16 protein-coding genes are annotated in these 17,889 nt (G+C 68.2%); 12 read left to right on the top strand and 4 right to left on the bottom strand.

Annotated elements, in window-relative coordinates; all coding sequences use genetic code 11:
• Nucleotides 1-38 precede the first annotated feature (38 nt).
• Together ACZ7IB_RS39330 and ACZ7IB_RS39325 are read left to right on the top strand one after the other, a co-directional pair.
• Nucleotides 39-917 (top strand): hypothetical protein, encoded by an 879-nt coding sequence (locus ACZ7IB_RS39330; protein WP_470919361.1) that lies wholly within the window; start codon nucleotides 39-41, stop codon nucleotides 915-917.
• On the top strand, nucleotides 914-5,497 hold the full coding sequence (locus tag ACZ7IB_RS39325; RefSeq protein ID WP_470919359.1) for an AAA family ATPase: 4,584 nt from the start codon (nucleotides 914-916) through the stop codon (nucleotides 5,495-5,497). The genes ACZ7IB_RS39330 and ACZ7IB_RS39325 overlap by 4 nt, the downstream gene beginning before the upstream one ends.
• Nucleotides 5,498-6,230: 733 nt before the next feature.
• On the opposite strand, the gene ACZ7IB_RS39320 is transcribed toward ACZ7IB_RS39325, so the two are convergent.
• The 4 genes from ACZ7IB_RS39320 to ACZ7IB_RS39305 form a co-directional block, all read right to left on the bottom strand.
• Complete coding sequence (locus ACZ7IB_RS39320) at nucleotides 6,231-6,821, bottom strand: hypothetical protein (protein ID WP_470919358.1); 591 nt, start codon at nucleotides 6,819-6,821, stop codon at nucleotides 6,231-6,233.
• Complete coding sequence (locus ACZ7IB_RS39315; protein ID WP_470919357.1) at nucleotides 6,818-7,999, bottom strand: MAB_1171c family putative transporter; 1,182 nt, start codon at nucleotides 7,997-7,999, stop codon at nucleotides 6,818-6,820. The genes ACZ7IB_RS39320 and ACZ7IB_RS39315 overlap by 4 nt, the downstream gene beginning before the upstream one ends.
• Before the next feature lie 9 nt (nucleotides 8,000-8,008).
• Nucleotides 8,009-8,548 (bottom strand): hypothetical protein, encoded by a 540-nt coding sequence (locus ACZ7IB_RS39310; RefSeq protein ID WP_470919356.1) that lies wholly within the window; start codon nucleotides 8,546-8,548, stop codon nucleotides 8,009-8,011.
• An 836-nt stretch (nucleotides 8,549-9,384) separates the two neighbouring features.
• Nucleotides 9,385-9,816, bottom strand: a complete 432-nt coding sequence (locus ACZ7IB_RS39305; RefSeq protein WP_470919354.1) for a helix-turn-helix domain-containing protein — start codon at nucleotides 9,814-9,816, stop codon at nucleotides 9,385-9,387.
• Between the two features lie 331 nt (nucleotides 9,817-10,147).
• Between ACZ7IB_RS39305 and ACZ7IB_RS39300 the strand changes: the two genes are divergently transcribed.
• From ACZ7IB_RS39300 to ACZ7IB_RS39255, 10 genes are all read left to right on the top strand, one after another.
• Nucleotides 10,148-10,402, top strand: coding sequence for a hypothetical protein (locus ACZ7IB_RS39300; RefSeq protein WP_470919352.1), 255 nt, complete (start codon nucleotides 10,148-10,150; stop codon nucleotides 10,400-10,402).
• Between the two features lies 1 nt (nucleotide 10,403).
• Nucleotides 10,404-11,423: a hypothetical protein gene (locus ACZ7IB_RS39295; protein ID WP_470919350.1), complete on the top strand. Its 1,020-nt coding sequence runs from the start codon at nucleotides 10,404-10,406 to the stop codon at nucleotides 11,421-11,423.
• A complete protein-coding gene (locus ACZ7IB_RS39290) occupies nucleotides 11,423-12,130 on the top strand; it encodes an ATP-binding protein (RefSeq protein ID WP_470919349.1) in 708 nt (235 codons plus the stop codon). The genes ACZ7IB_RS39295 and ACZ7IB_RS39290 overlap by 1 nt, the downstream gene beginning before the upstream one ends.
• Before the next feature lie 118 nt (nucleotides 12,131-12,248).
• Nucleotides 12,249-12,815: a WhiB family transcriptional regulator gene (locus ACZ7IB_RS39285; protein ID WP_470919347.1), complete on the top strand. Its 567-nt coding sequence runs from the start codon at nucleotides 12,249-12,251 to the stop codon at nucleotides 12,813-12,815.
• Nucleotides 12,812-13,891 (top strand): DUF2637 domain-containing protein, encoded by a 1,080-nt coding sequence (locus ACZ7IB_RS39280; RefSeq protein ID WP_470919346.1) that lies wholly within the window; start codon nucleotides 12,812-12,814, stop codon nucleotides 13,889-13,891. Before ACZ7IB_RS39285 ends, ACZ7IB_RS39280 begins: the two co-directional genes overlap by 4 nt.
• A gap of 101 nt (nucleotides 13,892-13,992) precedes the next feature.
• Complete coding sequence (locus ACZ7IB_RS39275; RefSeq protein WP_470919345.1) at nucleotides 13,993-14,217, top strand: hypothetical protein; 225 nt, start codon at nucleotides 13,993-13,995, stop codon at nucleotides 14,215-14,217.
• Nucleotides 14,214-14,879: a plasmid mobilization protein gene (locus ACZ7IB_RS39270; protein WP_470919344.1), complete on the top strand. Its 666-nt coding sequence runs from the start codon at nucleotides 14,214-14,216 to the stop codon at nucleotides 14,877-14,879. Before ACZ7IB_RS39275 ends, ACZ7IB_RS39270 begins: the two co-directional genes overlap by 4 nt.
• Nucleotides 14,879-16,648 carry a relaxase/mobilization nuclease domain-containing protein gene (locus ACZ7IB_RS39265; RefSeq protein ID WP_470919342.1) on the top strand — a complete coding sequence of 590 codons (1,770 nt, stop codon included), beginning with the start codon at nucleotides 14,879-14,881 and terminating at the stop codon, nucleotides 16,646-16,648. Before ACZ7IB_RS39270 ends, ACZ7IB_RS39265 begins: the two co-directional genes overlap by 1 nt.
• 98 nt (nucleotides 16,649-16,746) lie before the next feature.
• The gene (locus ACZ7IB_RS39260) at nucleotides 16,747-17,154 is read left to right on the top strand and encodes a hypothetical protein (protein ID WP_470919341.1); all 408 of its coding nucleotides are present in this window, start codon (nucleotides 16,747-16,749) and stop codon (nucleotides 17,152-17,154) included.
• Between the two features lie 66 nt (nucleotides 17,155-17,220).
• The gene (locus ACZ7IB_RS39255) at nucleotides 17,221-17,865 is read left to right on the top strand and encodes a hypothetical protein (RefSeq protein WP_470919339.1); all 645 of its coding nucleotides are present in this window, start codon (nucleotides 17,221-17,223) and stop codon (nucleotides 17,863-17,865) included.
• Nucleotides 17,866-17,889 lie beyond the last annotated feature (24 nt).

Here is a 17,889-nt window from a genome sequence, read left to right as displayed (position 1 = left end):
TCAATGCAGATACACGGCGAAGCGGGGCGGGGCAAGACGTGGAGACAGTACAGGTCGTCGGTGTACACGGAATCGGGCAGTCGAAGACTTCCGGGCATCGGCTGACCGCCGACTGGACCCGAGCGCTCCAGCGCGGCATCGACTCCCTGCCCGACATAGCAGCTTGTAGGGCGTCTCTCGAAGTTCCGCACTGGACGGCACTCCTGGCGAGGGGAACGGACCGCCTCGGCCCCGAGGACGATCTCTTCGGTGAGTCCGTGCCGATGGAGCCATCGGAAGAGGACTTCGTCGCCGAGGCTATAGCCGACCTTGTACGGCCCGAGGACGTAGCCTTTGCCGAGACCCAGCCCCTGGGCACGCTGGGACCGCCCAAGATGTGGTCACCGCGCCTGACCCGGCTGGCGATGGCCTATGACCGCCGTTTCCCCGGCGGTGGCGTGCAGTTCCTCGTCCGGCGCATGCGGGAGGTGCGCTACTACCTCACGAAACCAGCCCTGGCCGCCGAGGTCCGGGCGTTCGTTCGGGACGAGTTCACGCTAGATGCTGCCGTAGTTATCGGTCATTCGCTCGGCAGCGTCATCGCCTACGATCTGCTCCGCCGCAAGGAGATCGGTGCTGCGGGCATGCCCGGCTGTAGCCTACACATGCTGGTGACCTGTGGCTCGCCGATGGGCATCCCCGCCGTGCGGCGGCTCATGGGAATCACCGACGGCACACCCCTCCAGCTCGACTCGCACATCAGGTGGGTCAACGTCTATGACCCCGACGACTTCATCACCGGAGGCGCGAGCCTGTCCGCCGTCGCGCGGGGACTCACCGAAGCCCCGGTGGATAATGGCATCGGCGACCCGCATAGCGCCCTGCGCTATCTCCGCAGCGTGCCCGTGGCCCGCGCCGTGGTGGGCGGCCGACCGTGACACGCGCGCCAGCTCCGGATACCTTCGCCCGCCGCCTTGTCGTCATCGCGGTCTCGGAGTACGACGACGGATCTGCAGCCGAGCAGGAGGCGTTCGGCAAGGCGATTACCGCGCAGGTGACGGCGGTGAAGGACTGGTGGGCACATCCCTCTCTCGACGACGAGCGCCGTTTCGAGCCCTCCGAAGCCAAGCAGCTTCACGACTTGCGCGACCTGCGCACCTTCCTCCTGGAGGAGGACCTCGGGAACGCGGACGACGACGTAGCCCTCGTCGTCTACGTCACCGGGCACGGTCTGGCCCCGACGAACTCCCCCCAGCACTTCCTGCAACTGCGGGACACGTACGTGGACAGGCCGTACGCGACCGCGTTCCCGACCGCTGAGATCATCACCACCGTGCTTGACTCCCATGCCACGCACGTCTTGGTGATGGTGGACTCCTGCTTTTCGGGCCGGCTTGAGGCTGAGCTCAAGACCACGCTGAACGGTCTGCGGCAGGAGCGCCGCGCCCTTGCCTCGCTGGTGGTCCTCGTCGCAGGGAATGACCAGAGCACGCCCAGCCTGAATGCCTTCGCCAACGTCCTGCGGGCAGTGCGGGCACACTGCGAGAACAAGACCAATGGCTTCGCCGAGCCGCACCTAAGCTGGCAAGAATGGAAGAGCATCGTTAGAGAGGTGTTCGACCAGAGCACCATGGCCGACCTCGTGTACGCCTGGCCCACGCCCTCGGCCACTACAGAGAGGGCGCAAGAACAGCTGAGCCCCTGCCTGCCAAACCCTGGCCAGACGGGGATCGAACCGGTCTTGAAGGCTTCCTCCCATCAGGTCGGGTGGACACGCGCCCAGCTCGACACGTTCTGGATCTCCCGCGCTGCAGGTACCTCCGAACCGGACAATCCGGGCTGGTATTTCACCGGCCGTACCGAGCTGGTCAAGCGCATCCTCGCCTTCCTGACCGGCGCCGAAGGCGTATTGATCGTCACCGGCGTGGCCGGCTCCGGGAAGTCCGCCCTCCTTGCCCGCACCGTGACCCTGAGCGACAGCCGCTTCCGGGCCGACGAGACGTACCGCGCGCTGGTCACCCAGATCCCGGCAGAACTTCAGGTACCGGAAGGGTCCGTGGATGCTGCGGTCCTCGCCCGCAACACCGACCCGGACGAGCTCGCCCGGGCGCTCTGCGAGGCCCTCGGCGCCGGCCCGGGCCGGGCAATCCCGTCCCGGGCCGGCGGCCACGAGAGCGGACACCTCGCTCGGCTGCGGAACCTGTTGCAGAGCGAGGCGAGGCAGCGGGGCGAGTCGCTCACCCTAGTAATCGACGGCATCGACGAAGCCAAGAATCCAACCCGCATCATCACCGACCTGCTGCGTCCCTTGGCAGATCTTCGGATGCCGGACGAACGCCCTGCCGTCCGGCTGCTGCTCGGCATTCGCAGCACCCGCGCCAACACCTCAGCCGCCGCTGACGCTCCCGCCCCGCTCGCCCAGACCCCAGACCTCCTCGACTTGCTGGTCCGGGCCACCGCCGCCGGTACCCCCGTCCGCACGGACGGGTCCGACACCGCGCAGGACATCGCCTCGTACGTCCACGCGCTGTTGGAAGCACCGTATCGGGGGCAGGGGGGCCAGGAAGTGTCGTCGGCTCCGCCGCTCGGCCGCTACGGGGAACTGGCGGAGGCGGTGGCCCGGGAAGTGACCCCTTCATTCCTGGACGCCCGTATCGCGGCCGAGCGGCTGCGCGCACGATGCGTCCTGCCGGATCCGGAGGACCCTGAGTGGCTCCAGACCCTGCGCGAGGGCACCGAAGCCCTCCTGCGGGAAGACCTCCGTGAGGTCGCCGGAACACACTCCACGGCCGCCGAGCAACTCATGTCCGCATTGCGCGCCACTGCGCTCGCGTACGGGGCCGGCCTGCCATGGGCCGACATCTGGCCAGCCGCCGTGAACTGCCTGTCACCGACCTCCGTCGCCGACCCGGATGGCGTCATCCGGAAGGTGTGGCACAGCCGCCTCTCCGGCTATCTCACCACCGCGGTCGAGGACGGCCGGACCGTATACCGGCCGGTGCATGAGCGGATCGGTGAGACACTCCGGTACGCACCGCACACACTCCTCGGTGCCTCGCAAAAAGGCGTGCGTGAGAGGCTGTCGGACGAGGAGATCTCGGATAGCCACCGGGCTCTAGTCGGGGCATTTGAGCGGCTCATTCCTCGCGCGGGCGACCAGATCGCCCCGCACCCCTATCTGCGGCGCCACCTGGTGGCCCACGCTGCAGCCGCCAAGGTCCTCGACGGCAGCCACGTTCCGGCGCACTTCCTCCCCTGGGAGACCAGCGGCACCGTACGGGGCGCTCTCGGGCTCCCGGCCAACCCCACGTCCCGTACGCTGCACTTGGCCTCGTGGGCACGCATCGAGCCCTTCCTCGCCGATGCCCCACCCTCGGCACGCGCCGACAGCCTGGCCCTGACTGCTCTCGGCGTGGTCCGCGAATACGACGGCACCGCACTTAATACGCAGGATGCGACGGAGAGCGAAGCCGCGCCGACCCCGCGCGGCGAGAACGACGTGGCACCAGTACATCCGCGTGTCGTCCCGCGGTGGAACGAGCTGCGAGTGCCCGGAAATCTGCTGGGGCGCACCCAGGCAGAGGTGTCCTCGCTCGTGTCCTTTACGCTGCCCGACGGCACTCTCCTTGTGGCGGCAGGGGACAGCGACGGCGAGGTCCGCCTGTGGGACCCACTCACCGGCACCGACTTCGGGCTGCCCGTACGACGCGGTCCGTACGCGCGTGCTCTGGCAGCGCTGGCCGGCCGCCGGGGAGAGCCACTGCTTGCGGTCGGCTGCGCAAAAGGGGCCTGGCTTTACGATCCGCAGAGCGGCCGGATCGACCATCTTCCCGTGTCGGTCCCCGTGCACGCCCTGTCCGTCTTCTCCACGGCGGGCAGCGGCACCCGGCTGGCTCTGGGCACCACCGAGGGCCTGGTGATCTGCGACCCCCTCGCACGCCAAGTGCTGTCCAGAACACCCCGCGCAACCATGTGGGGCTACTCCATCAAGGCCCTTGCCGCGCTGCAGCTCCCTACCGGCCAGACTCTGCTCGCTCTCGGCGGAGAAGGCAGCACGGCCGAAGTCCTCGATGCCGAGTCGCTCACGCTGGTCAGTGAGGTGGGGGGGCAGGGCAGAGGAGTTTCGGCTCTTGCCCTGTACTTCGGCACTGATGGTCGGCCGCGGTTGGCCGCAGCTTCACGCTCCACGGGGCGCGTGCGTAACTACGACGCGTGGACAGGCAAGGAGAACGCTGCGGCCGTCATTCGTGAGTCCGCTGTGGCCATCTGTCTGTATCCTGCCGGGCGCGATCCCCGCACGGGAACACTGCTCGCTCTGGGACCCAGCCGCGGCGGGCGCGTCCGCCTCTGGGATCCGGAAACCGGATTGGCGGTGCACGACTTCGCCGCCAACCACGACAAGAGAGTCAAGGGCCTGACCATCCTTGACACGGGAGGACAGGCACCGATGCTGGTGTCTGGGTCCGACGATCACGCCGTCCGGGTTTGGGATCCTTCCACCCCTGTAGCACGGCGAAGCAACCGCCAGGAAGAGCCGCGCGACGGGTCGATCATGGCGCCGTTCCCCGTGCGAGGAGGTACAGCCCTCCTCCTGAAATCGAAGTCGCTGCGCTCCCTTAACGTCATCTCAGTCGTCACTGGCGAGGTGCGGCAGCAGATCCACCTGCCCGAAGAGGTGGCCTTCCAGGGACTGACAGCTGTCACCAGCCACTTGTGGCCCGGTGGATTGGTATCCGTGATCGCGGGCACGTACGGCGGCGCCATCATCCGTTGGGACCAGGAGAACGGATGGTTCCGCATGCCTGAGCCGACGCGCATGGTCTTCTCGAGACCAGTCCATGATCGGACCCGGATGCGTGCGCTGACAACGTTTCGCGACCACGGCACGGGCCAGGTGCTCCTCGTCAGCGGCACCAGTTCAGGCACCGTGGCCTTCCACGATCTGGCCACTGGAGAGCCGTGGCCCGTCGTCCGTGCATCAAGTGCCATCCGTGCCCTGGCGGCCCTGCCGAGTGAGGAAGGCACGATCGTGGCCTACTCAGCGGCTGGGGACGTACGGTTCTGCCGTCCCGGGCAGCCATCCGCAGGGCGCCTTCCCTCCCGCATCGGCATCGTACGCTGTTTGGCCACCTGGACAACGGAGGACGACACCGTGCTCCTCGCCACCGGCGGCTCCGACGGCGCCGTTCGACTCTGGTCACCAGATGCACCGAAACAGGAGGCGCTCCCCGTACTGCACGGCCATCAGGGCCCGGTCACTGCCATCACAAGCTTCCGGGTCTCACCCACCGCCCCACCCCTCCTCGCCACGGTGGGGCAACGGGACACCACCGTGCGGGTGTGGGAGCCCCGTACGGGTGAAGAGCTGACGCGTATCGTCACTGGCGCTGCCTTGACATCGCTCTGCACCCTGCCCGCACTGGGCGATTCACAGCTCGCGGATCCGGTGCTCGTCTTCGGCGGAACGGCGGGAGCGGGCGCCGTCTCAGTTCGGCTGCCAAGCGCGCCAGACGAATAGCCCGCGCTAGAAGAGTCGGCGCTCTCAGCGACGCGCAAAGCCGGGCTCATCCTTGTGTAGGACAGTGGGTTGCGGGAGGCGGGCGACACCCCGGACAGAGTAGTCATCGGGATGCTGGATGCGGCGGTTGGTGAGAGTGACGCGCCGGTATCACGAAGGAGCCAGCAGGCTGGTCGGCTCAGGTCGTTGCGTCGATCTTCTCGATCAAGGGCCGTGAAGCCTGATAGAGCGTCATATTGCCCCCGAAGTCGCTGTCGTCATCATCGCTGGTCAAAGAAAAGCCAGCCCCAACAACGCCCATACCTTGCCCCCACCATCATCGAACAGCCGCCGATCTTACTGGCCTGGGCGTCGGCACAGCCGACCCGTTGATGCCGCCATGGAAGCAGTCACTCAACGTGACTGCCCACTTGGCGCACTCGGCAGGAACCAATACTGCCCACCGCCAGTAGCTGCCGCCGCCACGGATGCTCTGGAGCTACTGCCTTGATCGCGTCCGCCAGCCAGGCGCGTGCCGATGCGTCCAGAGCGTGCCGAGGGAGCGGAACGCTGCTTTCGTCGGACACGGCTGCACAGCCCTGATGCTCTCCGTTACGGACAACGCCATGGCGGTCGATACACCAGAGGATCTCGCGCGAGCCATCGCATAGCTGCCTCAGCGCGCCGCGCGAATCAGCTGCTCACGGAGCCGTGCCGAGGGCTTGTGAGGGCGGGGCGAAGTAGCTGGGCGGCCTCACCGAAGGAGCCCGAACGTGACTGCCGCCGCTGCCGCCCCCAGGGCGGCGCCCGCGATCGTCTGGGCCGTCGTGTGGTCGCGTAGGGCAACGCGCGACCAGCCGATGGCGGCCACAGCAAGCACCAACGGACACAGAACGAGACCGTAGACCTGGATGAGGATGACTACGACACCGCCTGCGACGGCGGTGTGTACGGAGACTTTCCACCAGACCGTGACCGCCATGGTCGCGGCAAGGCCCACGAGCATGGCCGTGACGAGGGCGAAGACCTCGCGGGGTGCGTCGAACACCGCGAGCAGGGTGATGCCCAAAAGGACCGAGGCCATGGTGGCACTCAGGGGAATCGCGCGCTGACTCCGCACTTTGACGTGCTTGTCGGTCCAGTGACCGAGCTTGACGCCGAGCAGGATGACGGCGAAGGGGATACCTCCGCAGAAGAGTGCGGCCAGAAGCCCCCAGCCGAGCCCCGCCCAGTCATCGGTGCTGTGCCAGCCGACAACGAGCAGGATGGCTATCACGAGATAGGCCGGAGCCAGGGCGTCGGTTATGACCCGGGCCAGGCGTACAGGCGGATGGGGAGTGCTCATCGAAAGTCCTGACGGTTGGATAGGGCGAAGTCACGTACCAGGTCGGACCGGTAGGCCGTGGACAGCTGCTTCAGAGCCTGGATCTCGGTGCGGAGATCTGGGCCGCCGCTGGCGGGTGGAACGATGCCTCCGGAAGCGGAATGATTACCGGCGGTGTGGTTGAGCCGTGCGGTAAGTACCCAACACGCCTCGGCGGTGACGGCTGCTTGGGCGCCGACGAGCCCTTGCTGTGCGACGTAAGCGTGGGCTTCTTCACGGAGACTCGTAGGTGCGTGGGATCCGAGCGCGAGTACCGCATCGCGGATCTCGATTCCCCGGCGGTAGAGCCGGTCCCGACTACGTCGGACGTCGAGGGCTTCGGGGATACGGCCTCGTGGCGCTTCGTAGCGAACTGTGGGTGCCACGCTGGTGAGGTCGAACCAGAGGGGGCGCAACAGTACGAGATCGCGATGCGTGGGGTACCAGGCGCCCAGACGGCGTCCAACGGGCAAAGTGCTCCCGGCGATGATGAACAGCAACGCGCTGAAGAGGAGAGCGTTGCTGATCGTGCTGTCCGCCTCGGGAGAGAGCGCGTCCACTCCGAAGAACCGAAGGGCGAGGGCGACTACGCGGTGCGCGGCGTAGACCATGCCGATCGCTGTGCCGATGCCGGTCAGCTGCAGTCCACGCCCCAGTAGGCCTGCGTCAGGGTGGCGTCCCCACTGTCGGCAGAGGCGTGTGGCACTGAGCAGAGCTGTTGCCAGGAACGCGCACCAGATGAGGCCGTAGAGCGCGATACGCCAGTCCGTGGCGTACTCGGTCAGAATGTCCTCCGCCTCCCGCGGTCGCGGAGCTGAGAGGAACAGCACGGCAAGGCACGCGGCGGCCGTCACAGGGACGGCGACGTGCTGTCTGGAGCTGGGTAGTTCAGGACTGCGTTCGTCGGCCATGTCGTGAACGAACGTCAGGACCGAATAGGCGGCCAGGATTCCAGCCAGGTGCTTACAGAGAGTTGCGACATTGTGAACGCCGAGGGCTTCGTCGAGTGCGGAGGCTATGTCGACCGGTTTGATTGTCATGGCAATCGCGAGAGCGATGAACGCACTCCACAACGGACGCTTACGCTTGTCGCGCATGGCGGCGGGCGCTCGCCACAGGGCAACAGCCCATAGGAGGACTGCCGGAACGAGGAAGATCATGGGAATTTCTCAGGTATCGCTCAGGGCGTCGTCGAGCCTCTGAAGGACGGACTCTCGGTCGCGGTTTTTCTTCGTGGCCAGGTCTGCCTTGGAGGCGATGAGCCCTGCCAGGTATTCGGCGCTTCGCTCATCTTCGGTGTTGTAATTGGCCCGCTTCATAAGGCTCGTCACCATGGCCGGCGACAGGTCCGGGAACAGGGCTGCGCCGATTCCCGTTCCGCTGTCGTCCAGAGCGGACTGGTGTCCCAGAAGCATGTGGCCCAACTCGTGCAGGATGATGTGCGTCCGGTGCAGTGGGCTGGTCGACTGTTCGTGAAAGATGTGGTCGGCCTTTTCTGTTGCAAGCCAGGCGCCGCATGGAATGTCTGTACCGGTAACGCCAGGTGTGTTGTGTAGATAGAGAGGACGTCCGCGCTGTTCGGCGATGCTCCTGCACAGGGCCTCCACGTCGAAGGGGGCCTGGATTTCGAGGGACTGAACCAGATCCTCGCAACGCTCCCGGCTTCGGGGTGCGCGGCCGGCGGATTCACGACGACTACGCAAAGACAAGGCGCCTCCGCAGGTTTCTTTTGGCCCGTACTCAACGTGAGTCGGTGCAATAAATGGTGCGTCCCCCGCACTTGCAACGTTAACGGATATACGGTGCACTCAATCGCGAAACTAGATGAATCTGCAATCAATTTCATGATCAAGTGACTGTTGGTCAATTGATCATGTGGTCAAATTGGATCAAACGACCACAAGGGGCGGTCGTTGTGAGCGAACGTGGGTTGCGCATCAAATTGGTGACGAACGTCACCCTGGATTCAAGTGGGTCATCCCCTGGGCTTCCCTGAAGGTTCTTTTGTCCTGGCAGGGGTGTCTTTTTGCTCTACGGGGGAGATGGGGATGGGCGAACGCCCAGCAGTGAGTGGGTCGGATGGCAACCTGTGGGGTTCGCTTCCGCCCTTTCGTTCCTGCCTGATCTCAAGGGGCCCTCTTTTGAACCCGCTTGTGCCTTGCGCCTTGTGGCGATGTGGCGGTCGGCGTTACTGCCGAACGAGCTGAAGGGGCTTGTGGCCGCGGACGTGTACGACGAAATCGGCCATCGCTATCGGGTACCCGGTCGCCGAGCCGTGGCGATCCGCGCGCCGTCGCCTCTCATGGCCTGCGGCCGGCGCTCGTTGGTGCCCCTGTCGTTTCGCGGCGGGCGTTGCGGGCGCGTTCCTGCACGGGTGACCATCGGCGTTGAGGTGGCGGCATCCAGGCTTCCTGGATGCCGGGCAGGGTTCCGTCGAAGGTCCCGCGATTCATGAGCGGATCCTTGTGTGTCTACGTGCGAGGCCGCCAACTGCTTTGACCTCACGTGAGATATCGAACGCGCTTGCCGGGATGCGGCATGCTGCTCAGTCCTCGTCGCTGAGCCCCTCCAGGGCGCGCGCTCTCTCTACGAAGCCGCGGATCGTTTGAAGGGTCTCCGATGAGAGCCCGGAGGATCTCAGGGCGACGCCCCGAACCTCGGCGTCGCGGAATGCGGTGAGGAGTGCCAGTTCGGACTCGACGCGTTCCGAGTCCTCAGCGGAGAAGAAGTATGAGGGGGGTACGCCGAAGAAGTCCGCGAGGGCTTCCAGGTGGCGCATGGTCGGGTTGTCCTTCTTGCCGGTCCGCAGGCTCCAGATGTAGCTGGCGGAGACGGTGGGTCCTCCCCGTTTGGCGATCTCGGTCGCGACCTCTTCGTGCGTGTAAGCGGCTCGGCCGCGAGGGCGCACCGCCTCGAACAGGTAGTCGAGCTTGCTGGCGAGGGTGCGCTTCCCCTCGGGGGTTCCGTCGCTCACCATGCCTCCTTCCCTGTTCGGCGATTCGTGCAGTGTGACTGATGAGAACGATACCCCAGTGTCGCCATTTTCCCTGGTTGACGGTGATCATATTTGCTGGTCTAGTGTCGTCGCACGGTCATCGACTCATGGAAACGGGGTGGCGGGCAGGGCGGGCGAGATGGGTGGGTCACCCACAAGCTCTGCGTCCCAGCAGACAGAGACGAGAAACGGCGCCCAGGAGCTGGTAACTCCCAGGCGCCGTGAACCCCGAGAGGGGCGGATTCATACATCGGAGAGCGGCCGGGCTTTTGCACGAGAACGGCCACTCACCGTCCAAGCAAGGGAGTATTGCATGCTGCTGTCCGCAGAGGAGTGGGCGAGTGCCCCGCCGGACGTCGCGGATCGCGAGTGGCGCTTGGTGTCCCACGCCATCGTCAATGACGAGGCTGGGGAGACGTTGCAGCTGGGCCGGGCGACCGCTGGAGCCGCAGTCCGCCGGCTTCAGGAGGGACGGCCGGAAACGGACTGGAACCGGTCGTACGCCTTCGACCTCGCCGACGCGCCCCTCACCCGCGGCGACCTGATCGCCGCTGGTCGGGGCCGCTGACATGGCGCGGATACGAACCATCAAGCCGGAGGCGTTCGTCTCCGAGTCGCTCGCCGAAGTGAGCGTCGAGGCCGAGCGGACCTTCTTCGGACTGCTCACGCAGGCCGACGACCACGGCCGCCACCGCGACAACGCGGCGATCATCGCCGGGCTGCTCTGGCCTCTGCGCGCCGAGCACACCTCGGTTCATGTCGAAGACGACCTTCATCAGCTTGCGAACGCTGGCCTGATCTGCCGGTACACCGGCTGCGACGGCCGCCGCTACCTGCACATCGTGACCTGGTTTGAGCACCAGAAGATCGACAAGCCGAGCCAGTCCCGCCTGCCCTCCTGCCCGCAGCACCACGGTGCCGACCGGTGCGCCCCCTGCAAGGGCACCTGCACCAAGCGGACCGAGAAGTCGCCCACCCCTCCCCGAGGGCTCGCCGAGGCTTCGCCGAACGTTCCCCGAGCACTCGATCTGCCCGCGCAGCCGGCCGCGACGCCTCGCGGCCACGCCGACCAGGCTCCCGCCGCCCAGCAGGACGCCTTCGACGGCATGGCCGGCACCCCTAGCCGCACGGACGCGAAAAGTGCAGGTCAGGACGCATTCGCCGAGGGTTCGCCGAACCTTCCCCGAAGCCTCGGGGAAGGCTCGGCGCCTGGACCTAGGATCTTGGATCCTGGATCGTATTTCCCTACGGGGCGTACAGCGCCCGCAGCCACCGTCTCGGCCAACCAGCTCGTCGGCGAGTACATCGCTGCCTGCGACGAGCGCCCGCCCAGCGACGTGATCGGTCACCTCGGGCGGATCACCAAGAAGCTCCTGGGCGAGGGCATCGCCCCGGAGCACATCCGGGCCGGGCTGCGGAACTTCGCGGCCAACCCCAAGCACCCGAGCGTGCTGACCAGCATGGTCAACGAGGCCATGAACGCCCGCCCCGGCGGATTGGCGCGGCCGGGAATCCGGCCTGGCATGCCCGCCCACCAGGCGTGGACCAACCCGGCCAACGCTGCTACTGCCTACGTCGAGGAGCTGTGATGCGCACCCGTACCCGCGAACCGCAGACCCTCGGCAGCGAGGGCACCCTGGACCGGATGGCCCGGATCCTGGCCGCCCGCAACATCGACCCGGCCACCGTCGCCGAACTGGCCGACGACCCCGAGCTCTTCTCCCCGCTGGACGCCCTGTCGGCCGGAATGCCCCCGCGCTACCAGGGTGCGGTCGCCGACCACCCCCAGGTCCTGGCCTGGGCCCGGGACGTCGCCGAGGCGGCCACCGCCCCCAGCCGGGGGGCCCGGCGGCAGGTCGCCACCGGACCCAGCCTGCTGATGGCCGGGGTCGTCGGCGCGGGCAAGACGCACCAGGCGTACGGCGCGGTCCGGCGGCTGGTGCAGAGCGGAGTCGGCGTGCGCTGGCGCGCGACCACCGCCGCAGACCTGTACGCCGACCTGCGCCCCCGCCCCGGGGGCGACAGCGAGCGGGAGCTGGCGGCCGTCAGCCGCTGCCCCCTGCTGATCATCGACGACCTCGGCGCGGCCAAGACGTCCGAGTGGGTCGAGGAAGTGACGTACCGGCTGATCAACCGCCGCTACAACCACATGCTCCCGACCCTGATCACCACCAACCTGGCGATCAAGGACCTCCGGGCCTACCTCGGCGACCGCGTCACCAGCAGGCTCGCGCAGATGACCACCCGGGTCGAGTTCGAGCCGGTCGACCGCAGACGCCACCGCACCGCAGCCTGACCCACCGCAGGCCGCCCCACCGGGCCACGCCCTCAGCGCGCCGCCCCACGCACCTCCTCGACCCAGCGCACCCCTCCGCCGACGCCCCTGCGCGCGGAGAGCGATCGGAGCAACCCGCATGACCACCACGACGATCAGCCCTGCCCGCCACCGCCTCCTCGGCGACCACACATGGCAGGACCAGGCCGTCTGCCAGTCCACCGAGTACAACCCGGTGGACCCCGAAATCTTCTTCCCCGAGCCCGACGAGACCGCCAAGATCACCGTCGCGAAGTCGCTGTGCGGCCAGTGCCCGGTCCGCCGCGCCTGCCTGGACGCCGCCCTGGAAGGCCGCGAGACTCACGGCATCTGGGGCGGGCTGACCGAGGAGGAGCGCGGGCCGCTGCACGAGAAGCTCGCCCACCGCCTCGACTACAGCCGCGTCAACGCCACCATCGCCGGTCGCGACGTCCACCTCACCAAGGCAGAGCGCCGCGCGGTCGTCCAGGCCGCCTACCGCCACGGCGTGACCGAGCAGCGCCTGGCCTGGCTCCTGAAGATCACCGAGGAGCACGCCCAGAAGCTGTACCGCGAGACCCGCCGGGCGCTCGTACACCGTGACCTGGAGCCAGCCACGAATACCACCCCGCCCCCCGAGACCGACGGAGAGCGCCTGGGCCGCGACGACTTCGGGACGGCGGCGTGAGTACCGCGAGCATGCCGAAGGCGGCGCACATCACCGGCTGGGACCGCGCGGTCGTCATCGCCCTGGGCGGCGCAGGATGCGCCCTGTCGTACGACGCCCTCCAGCAGATGGCCGTCGCCATCCACATCCGCGGATTCCTGACCTACCTCTTCCCGCTCGTGATCGACGGCTTCATCGCCTACGGCGTCCGGGCCCTCCTGGTCCTGCGCGACGCACCCCTGCGCGCCCGGCTCTATGTCTGGACGCTCTTCGGTACGGCGACGGCCGCCAGCATCTGGGCCAACGCGCTGCACGCGGTCAGGCTCAACGAGGAGGTGGGTGCGGTCACCGGTCTGCGGCTCGGGGACACGGTGGTCGCGGTGCTGTCCACCATCGCACCGCTCGCCCTGGCCGGGGCTGTCCACCTCTACATCCTCATCGCCCGAGGCCCGGTCAAGGACAGTGACCGCGAGGACCTCGGTCACCCCGGTCAGGTCGGTCTCTCCGGTCACTCCGGTCACCGCGGTCAGGCTGACCGGCCCGAGGGCGTCGAGGTCACCCGGGCCGACTGGACTGACCGGGTCGGTCAGCCGGAGTCGCAGGCCGGTCAGGTCAGCGCCGGACAGTCGGTCACTGCCCTGACCGACCGGCCGCACCCGTCCCCGGACAAGCCGACCCCGATCCCTCGGTCACTGACCGGGGACAGCGCCCCGGCGGACAGCGGTGACCCGGTCACCGGTCAGCACGGTCAGCCGCACCAGGCCGCTGACCTGCCCGGACAGCCGGACACCACACCGCAGGTCACTGACCGACCGGTCGACACCGAGCCGGTCACCGGTCACCGGGGGCCGGTCACTCCGCACCCGGTCACTGACCGGGGCCCCCGGACAGCCGGTGACCGGCGGCCTGACCCGGACACCGAGGAGCTGCTGAAGATCGCCCGGTCAGCGGTCAGGGCCGAGGACAAGCTGACCCGCAAGGTGGTCGCCCAGGCGATCCGCGGTCAGCAGATCCCGCTCTCCAGCGACACGCTGACCGTCCTGATGGCCCAGCTCCGCGCGCAGCACGGACAGCCGGTCACCTCCACCCGGAACTGACCGGGCAGCCCGAAGCGGGTGACCGAGCCGGACACCCCGGCAGGTCACCCGCCCCGGATACGTACCCCCGCACCCTTCCGAAGCGAAGCGGAGAGCACCTCATGCGCACCCGCCCGGCCACCCCCGCCGAGGTCGACTCCTGGCTGGCCGTCCTGCACCAGCACGGCCACCTCCACCACGCCAAGTCCGCCCCCGACAACACCTGGACTGTGCAACGAACCCCGCACACCCGCCCCTGGACCCTGCACCACCCGGTTCTCGCGATGGACTGGATCGAGGAACTCGTCCGCGAAATCCGGCAGCAGAACCCGGAGACGACCCGGTGAGCGCCAACGACCCGGCGGTCCCCAGGTCTGGACAGCAGCGTGATCCCACGGCGACTCCTGGCGGAGCAAGCTATCGCGTACGACGGTCCTACGGCCCGTCGTACGCACTTGCCCCCGCCCAGGAGGGCGGGGGAAGCCCGGCTGGTTCCCGAGCGAGGGCGCTCGGGAACCAGCCGGGCAACCGGCACCAGGGGGCGCCGGTCACCGGGGGAGAAGCAGACGACACCGACGACCGCGAGCAGCCACGCCCCAGTACTCCCGCGTTCCCCGACCGCAAACCGCGCCGCCGCAGCCGCAACCCGAGCGAGCGCACCCGCAAGACGACCACCCGCCTTTCCGACGACGAGAAAGCCGAGATCGTTGCCGCCGCCGCGCAGCGCGGCGTCACCGTCGCCCGATTCCTCGCCGCAGCCGGCCTCGCCGCCGCCCGCGGTTCGACCGCCCTGCACACCAACGAACAGCTCGACGCAGCCATCGACGAGCTGGCCGCGCTGCGTACCGCCCTGGCCCGGATCGGCAACAACATCAACCAGATCGCCTACGTCCACAACGCCGGCGGGCAGCCCCGCCCCGGCGAACTCGACCACGCGCTGGGTGTTCTGACCCGGTGTCTCGGCAGCCTCGACGACGCGGCGAACGACCTGGTGACCAGGCGGCTGTGATGGTTCCCGACATCGGACGCGGCTCCCGCACCCACGGACTCCTCATTTACCTCTATGGCCCCGGCAGGCGCGAGGAGCACACCGACGCGCACCTCGTCGGCTCCTGGGACGGCTTCGCCCCCGACCCCGGCCGCGACACCAGCCCCGACCCTGATCCGAAAGTCACCCTCGCCCGACTCACCGCCGCCCTCGACCTCAGGGTCAAGCAGGCCGGCGACCGCGCACCCGCCAAGCACGTGTGGCACTGCTCGGTCCGGACCGCCCCCGGCGACCGGCGGCTCTCCGACGAGGAGTGGAACTCCGTCGCCCAACGCATCGTCCACGCCACCGGCATCGCCCCGGACGGTGATACCGACGGCTGCCGGTGGATCGCCGTCCGCCACGCGGAAGACCACATCCACATCGTCGCCACCCTGGTCCGAGGCGACCTGCGCAACCCCCGCCTCAACTACGACTTCAACAAGGCCCAGGCCACCTGCCGCCGCATCGAGAAGGAGATGGGCCTGCGCCGTCTGAACGCCGGTGACGGCACCGCAGCGAAAAACCCCACCAGCGCCGAGAAGTTCAAGGCCGAACGCACCGGCCGCCCCGAGACCTCCCGCGAGACCCTGCGCGAAGCCGTCCGCCAGGCCGTCGCGGGAGCGGACGACGAGAAGGAGTTCTTCACCCGGCTCCACGAGGCGGGCCTGCGCGTGAAAATGCGCCACGCCCCGTCCGGTGACGCGCTCGGCTACAACGTGGCCCTGCCCGGCGACCGCAACCGCCACGGCGAACCGGTCTGGTACCCCGGCTCCAAACTGGCCCCCGACCTGTCGCTCCCCAAGATCCGCCTCCGGCTGGCCGACGGTACCGCCGAGCGGACAACGCCTTCGACCGCCGACGGCCGACCCGACTGGTCCCCGCCCGCCCGAGAGCGACGGAGCGCCACCGGGATCGCCGAGCGTGCCGCCGTCCTCCTCGACAGCGACGACGACGAAGCCGCAGCCCAGCTCGTCGGCGTCGGAGAACTCCTGGACGCGGTCGCCCAGACCTCCCCGGCCGCCACCCGCGCCGAACTGGGCGCAGCCGCTAGGGCCTTCGAGCGTGCCACCCGCAGTCACGTCCGAGCGGAGCACGCCGACACTCAGGCGATCCGCACGGCGGCCCGGGGCATCATCCGGGCCGGCAGCGCACTCGGCCGAGGCGAGGACGGCGGCACCACCGCCATGCTCGTCTCCACCCTGATCCTGGTCACCATCGCCGCCGCCCGCTGGCACTCCGCACGTGGCCACGCCCAGCAGGCCCACGCCTCCCGACAGGCCGCCGAGCACCTACGAGCCGCCTACCGCCAGACTGCCGCCACGCCCATGCGGGCACTGCGTGACCAAGGTCGCGCCCTGCCCGAAGCCGAACGCCGAACCCACGAGGCCACCATCCGTGCAGCCCTGCCGGAACAGGGGCTGCGAGCAGACAGCTCGTCGACGAAGACCGATGCCCTGGCCGCCACCCTCGCCCAGGCCGAGCAGGCGGGCCACGACCCCAAGGCCCTTCTCCAGCAGGCCATCGACATGCGCGAACTCGACACCGCCGAGGACGTGGACGACGTCCTGGTCTGGCGCATGCGCCGTCTCGCCCATCTCCCCGCGCACCCGGGCGAAGCGACCCGCCGCCCGCAGGCCAGCACGATCCGACCCAAGACCGCGACCAACCACACCATCAACCGAATGGCGCCCACGGCAGCAGCCCGCCCCGCAGCCTCCGACCCCCGCAACCGCCCACCGCGCCGCTGATCAGAGTCCGGTCTCCGGCCCGCCGGAGACCACGAAACCCATGGACAACCGACCCCACCAGCCGCTATGGATGAAAACAGAAGGACCCCGACCGGAAGATGAAACTCGTGCTCAGAACCACCCACCGCCCCACAGAGCCGACAACACCCGTGCAGCCCACCCCTCCCACCGGAACCGATCCACTGCTGCAACACGAGTACGAGACACAGCCACCCACCGGCCCCGGCGTGACACGCTGCCTCAACCACCCACGCGAACTGGCACTTCGCGGAATCCCGGCGATGTGCACAGCCTGCAACGCCCGACGAGACTGGCTGCTCATCAACCACGGCCGCAACGTCTGGATCGTCTGCCGCTGCAGCAACCAGTGGCTCGAACCCGAGATCAGCCGCGCCGACTTCGACGCCCTGATAGACATCCCAGACGGGACCACCTACCCCAGCATCAAGCACGGTCTCGCCGCGCTCGGCTTCGACGGGACCTTCGCCGGCACCTACCTGGACTAAGGGCTTTCTCGCAACGTTGAGGCGGGCGGTTGAGAGACCGAGAGGTTCGCCGCTTATCCTCCTGTTGTGCAACTGCCTCGGGATCCGTCGAACGTCGCCTATGCCCTGGTGGCAGCGTTTCCGACCCGTCTTGCCGGTGACGTGCAGAGTGTCCTGGCGGTCATGCCGGAGGCCAGGCTCGCGCCGATGATGCCCTTCGAGGTCGAGGTGCAGGGCGAGACCGTCGCCATCCCGTCGCGCATCTACAACGAGGAGCCGAGCGCCGACTCGGAGCGGCCCCTGGCCGGAACTCAGCAGGTGATTTTGCACTGCCTGTACTCCCGGCACAGTGATGGCCGGGTCCGCCAGCGGCACCTTGAGCAGATTGTGGCGTCGGGCGAGCCGTGGGTGGTCCCGTTCGTGGTGCAGTTGGCCGGCGAATACGTGCTGGAGATCATCGAGGCGATCGGCCGGGGTCTTCCCGGACTCGCGGTCCCGGGCTCGGCCCAGCGCCGCGTCTACGGGGAGTTCATCGCTCGGAATCCGGCCTTCTTCGCGCGCACGGAGCGGCGCGTGGTGAGCTACTGGTCGTGCTACTACCGCTGGAAGTACGGAGCGTTTGGGACGTATCCCGGATGCGTCCTTTTGGAAGCGTTCCGGGCCGCTGTGGTGGAACAGGTGGGCGCGCAGTGGCCGCGGCACACGCCGCACCCCGCTGGCGGACGCGGGTGAGGGACCTGCCTGAGTTCGGCCATG

The sequence above is a fragment of the Streptomyces sp. NPDC037301 genome, assembly GCF_055602785.1.
This window is presented reverse-complemented; position numbering and strand designations above follow the sequence as displayed.